General features: G+C 65.7%; 4 protein-coding genes. 3 read left to right on the forward strand and 1 reads right to left on the reverse strand.

Annotated elements, in window-relative coordinates:
* Positions 1-159: 159 nt before the first annotated feature.
* Complete coding sequence (locus ABD374_RS31715) at positions 160-1,080, forward strand: helicase associated domain-containing protein (protein WP_425577402.1); 921 nt, start codon at positions 160-162, stop codon at positions 1,078-1,080.
* Positions 1,081-1,308: 228 nt separating this feature from the next.
* On the opposite strand, the gene ABD374_RS31720 is transcribed toward ABD374_RS31715, so the two are convergent.
* Entirely contained in the window at positions 1,309-2,079 is a 771-nt protein-coding gene (locus ABD374_RS31720) for a class I SAM-dependent methyltransferase (protein ID WP_344500104.1), read from the reverse strand.
* Between the two features lie 693 nt (positions 2,080-2,772).
* On the opposite strand from ABD374_RS31720, the gene ABD374_RS31725 reads away from it, so the two are divergent.
* Both ABD374_RS31725 and ABD374_RS31730 read left to right on the forward strand, forming a co-directional pair.
* A complete protein-coding gene (locus ABD374_RS31725) occupies positions 2,773-3,204 on the forward strand; it encodes a hypothetical protein (protein WP_344500106.1) in 432 nt (143 codons plus the stop codon).
* Between the two features lie 239 nt (positions 3,205-3,443).
* A complete protein-coding gene (locus tag ABD374_RS31730) occupies positions 3,444-4,226 on the forward strand; it encodes an RsmD family RNA methyltransferase (RefSeq protein WP_344500108.1) in 783 nt (260 codons plus the stop codon).
* The last annotated feature ends 168 nt before the right edge of the window (positions 4,227-4,394 follow it).

The raw sequence follows: 4,394 nt of genomic DNA on the forward strand, positions 1-4,394 counted from the left end.
ACCCCGAACAACCCGCAAGACAAAGCCGATCAGCCCACTCAACCGTATCCGCCCACCTGGACACCAAAATGAGAACCACACCGGATAAGAACACGAGAACTCCCAGGAGAGGAAGAAACTCGTCTGCTGCTGCGTTTTGCGGCTCCGCGTGACCCGGTGATGGTCGCGAACTGGATTTCCTTCAACGTCATCGACACCGAGCGCCAGGACTGGGCGCGGGGCTGGTCGGCACTCAAGACGTTCACGGAGCGTGAGCTTCACGCCCGAGTTCCGTACGGTTTCAAGGAGGGCGCGTTTCCCCTGGGGACATGGGTCGCAGAACAGCGAAGGGCCTACGGGGCGGGGCAGATGACCGGCCTGCGGGCGCAGCGGCTGGAGAAGCTGGGCATGGTCTGGAACCCGGCCGATGAGCGGTTCCAGGAGAACCTGGAGGCCGCCAAGGCGTACTACGAGCAGCACTGGACGCTGTGCGCTCCCCGGTCCGCGACGATGCTGGACCGGCCGGTGGGGCAGTGGCTGTCGAACCTGCGCCGTGCCGGTGCGCTGGAGGGCCACCCCGAGTGGAAGACGGCGCTGGAGGCCGTGGACGCGCACTGGAACCCGGCGTGGCCGGCGGAGTGGCAGCGGCACTACGCCGCGCTGCGGGAGCTGCTGACAGACGAAGAGGACCACTCCGAGGTCCTTCCCGGCTTCACCGTCCACGGCATGGACGTGGGCAAGTGGCTGGCGAAGCAGCGTCAGCACACGGTCTGGGCAGGGCTGATGGACGGGCAGCGCGAGCTCCTGGAGGCGGTCGGCGTCGTGCCGCTGCCCCCGGAGCAGACCGAGCCCGCCAAGGCTCCCAAGAAGGCTGTGAGCGCCTTCGAGAAGGGCGTGGCGGCCCTCGCGCAGTACAAGGCCCGGGAAGGCTCTGTGAAGGTCCCCAGGGCCCACGTGGAGCGGCTGGAGGACGGGAGTGAGGTGAAACTCGGGGTATTCCTCAGCAACAGCAAAAGCCGCCGGGCCAAGCTGACCGCCGACAAGCTCGCCGCGCTGGCCGACCTCGGGCTGGAGTGGGCGGCCACGGAAGGGGCCGTGTGATGGCCGCAGACGACGAAGCACGGCGCGTGCGGGACGCCGTACGGCGGCACGCCCGCACCCGAGCCTTCGCGGAGGCGGAGCAGATCCTCTCGGCTCTGCTGTCCGACCCCGGGGTCCAGGCGGCACGGGCACGGATCACTCCCACACCCACGCCGCCCCTACCCCTGGCCAGCGAAAACACAGCCGTCAGACTCGGAAAGACAACAGCGTCTGAAGACACGTGGGTCCTTACACTGTAGAACGCAGAATGTGGAGTACGTGCTGATCGTGACGGAGGATGTATCCGCCGGTGCCGTCACGCAGGTGCTGTTGTACGTACACCTCGACAGCTTCGCGGGCGGGGTGGTGCCCGCCGGGGACACTGAGGTGGAAGTCGGCGACGGTGACGGTCTTGCCTAGGTCCCGGCTTCGGTACTGGGCGGGCACGATGTCCAGGCTCATGCCGCCGACCGCGCCCTGCGGGAGCGCGGCCAATTCGGCAGCCAGTTCCCTGAGATCGAAGCGCTGTCCGGTGAAGTGGTGCACCATGCGCATGCAGGCATGGTCGGGGTGCTGAAGGATGATGAGCAGGAGACCACCTGGGGCGAGCCACTCCACGATACGGGACACCGTAACTGCCCATTGCACGCGCGGAATGTAGTAGAGCACGTGGGAGAGCAGAGCCAGATCGGCCCGCGCGTCGATTCTCGCCTGCAAGACGGGTTCGGCCACCACCTCGGCCTGCGGACATGCCAGCCTCAGGACCCGTCGCATCGGCTCGCTGGGCTCGATACAGACACTGCGATCGAAAAAGGGGGCGAGAAACCGTGTGGTGGTGCCGTCGGCGGGGCCCACGTCCAGAAAAACCTTCCGGGCCGGCAAGCGCTCCACGATGTCCTGCAGGTAGACATGAGTAGTGGCCTTCTCGTTCGTCCCAGCGAGGAACAGGCTGAGGGCCTCCCGGTAGCCCTCAGCCTCCGCTCGTAAGTGTCCGGCTTCCACGGACTTGTGCGATTCCACTTCCGCGACCTCCCACCTCACCTGTTACGGCTGTCCCACCCTCCCCACCGCCAAGGACCTAATCCGATAGCGCCATTGTTGTCACCCCTGACTGGTGAGCACAACACCTCGGTCGGTATCAGGACCGGCCTCGCCCCGCAGTGGTGCGGGGCGATACCTGAACCGGGACAGGTGGGAGGCAGCCTGCGGATACGCCTCACTATCGGAGCCCTTCCTGTATGCGAGACCGGGTGCCGTAGATAGGAATGCCCCCTGGTCTGCATCGGAGAAACAGACCCGATCAGCGCCCGCGCCGCAGCCACGGCCACCGCCGACCAGGCATGCAAAACATTGGCCCTCGTCCCTGCGCACCAGGCCGTCAGTCGGGAACCGGGTGGGGGTACCGCGTCGAGATCCCGGCGCGATGCCGTTGCACACGGGGTGTGAACTTTTAGGGGGGTTCGCACGCCCCCCCTAAAAGGCTATGTGCACGCTTGTAAGCCCGCGGCACGATAAAAGAGCCGAGAGGTGAACCGGCTGCCCGTGAGCAGACGCCCGATCGGCGTGTCCAGCGTCATCGAAGTCAGGGAAAGAAGGGCTGTCATGTCACGTAGTCGCAGATCAGTTGCCTTGTGTCTTTCCGCAGCCACCGCTGCGGCGGTCGTTCTGCCTGCCAGCTACGCGCAGGCCTCTTCGGCGAAGGAAACCGCTGCGGTGGTCTGCACCGGTAAGCAGACCCAGACCTACTCGCCTCCGCTCAGCCCACTGCCGAAGACCACCACTGTGGGCCTGAACGAAGACCTGACCTGTGTGGGCGGTCCCTTCCTGACCGGCATCGGAACCGGCACCTTTGTCCTGCCGTCTAGCTGCCTGCTACCACCGCCGGAGTCGACGGTCCTGCCGCCATACTCCATCACCTACCAGTGGAGCAATGGTCAGAGCAGCACGATCACCTACACCCTCACCGCCGTCGTCCAGTTGGCCAACCAGAACGTCGTTACCGCAACCGGCACCGTCACCTCCGGCTACGCCCAGGGTTCGGTGGCCGAACGTGTGGTGACGACTCTCGACCTCGACCTCCTGAGCTGCCTCGCCTCCAACGTCGACAAGCAAAACGGCAGCGAGGTCCTCACCCTCGTCCTCTGAGGAAAACCCAGGCGGAGCGCCCGACACCCACCTGTAGCGCCGACCAACCGTTCCAGGCGACACGGGCAATGCCTGCTCGCTGAGCAGGGCTCCCGGGCGGGACAGCCCGCCGGTGGTGCCCCGGCCCCGACAAGTCCGGGACAGCACCACCCCGATCCGGCTGGGCCGCTGCGATCGAGGCAGGCATCCTGCAACTCTTCTTCGGCCACCACCCTCGTTCCTCTGGAGAACCCCTCGCCGTGCCTGCCGACGCCGACCACTCGGGTTACTTCGCCCTCCGCGACCAGCTTCTCGGGCCTTTACGCACCACCGTTCTCACAAGCGACCAGCTGTGCGAGGCCGGCCGCCTCATCTACGGTGACCCCTACGGCCTATCCCTGCTGGGCGTCCCCGCCCCCGAGATGACGGCCAACGGCATCACCCTGCTGGGGCGCACCGCCATTGAGTGTTCCGTCGACTCCTGCGTCATTCCCGTCGTCGACACCCTTGCCGCGTTGCAGGCCGTCACCGCCCCCGAAGGCCCGGACACTGCGAACCCCCTGATCGTGGACCTGTTCTGCGGCTCCGGAAATTTCGGCCACCACCTCGGTCAGCGGCTGTCGCGCCCCGTGCATGCCTCCGAGTTTGACTCCACTGTCTACAACATCACCCGGAAAAACCTCGACCGCGTCAAATCCGAGGTCCAGCTGCACCTGCTCGACTATCGCGATCTGCTCGACAGGCTCCCAGCTCGCAGCACCCACGATACCTACGTCGTCGAGCCCCCCTGGGGCCCGGCTTTCACCGCCCATGGCCTCGACCTGACCCGCACGTCGCCACCCGTCCCCGAAATCCTGGACGACATCCGCCGGAGCCGTAACGGCCTGCTCTGCCACATTGTGATCAAGACCAGCGACCAGATCGCCCACAATTCCCTGGCCCGCTCCTTCACCAGGGCCCGTCATCTCACCACCATCACCCCCGACCCCCTCCTCCCCTACGGCACTAACATGAACTTCCACCTCTACGAACTCAACAGCTGACAACCAGCGACTAACTGATCGTTTCAGAATGCCATTCTGCGAAGACACGGGCGGCCTCGTGGAGGCGCTGTCACGTTGGTTGACTGGATGGGATGATCTTCTGGTTGATCGTGCTGGAGGGGGTTGTTCGTGGGGGCCGTGTCGCCGTCGTACAAGGGGCACCGGTAC

Source organism: Streptomyces enissocaesilis (assembly GCF_039533765.1).
In the GTDB taxonomy this organism is placed as follows: Bacteria; Actinomycetota; Actinomycetes; order Streptomycetales; family Streptomycetaceae; genus Streptomyces; species Streptomyces enissocaesilis.

Bases quoted from the DNA above. Each gene is read 5' to 3' on its own strand.
- ABD374_RS31715 (WP_425577402.1), top strand. From the start codon at position 160: ATGGTCGCGAACTGGATTTCCTTCAACGTCATCGACACCGAGCGCCAG.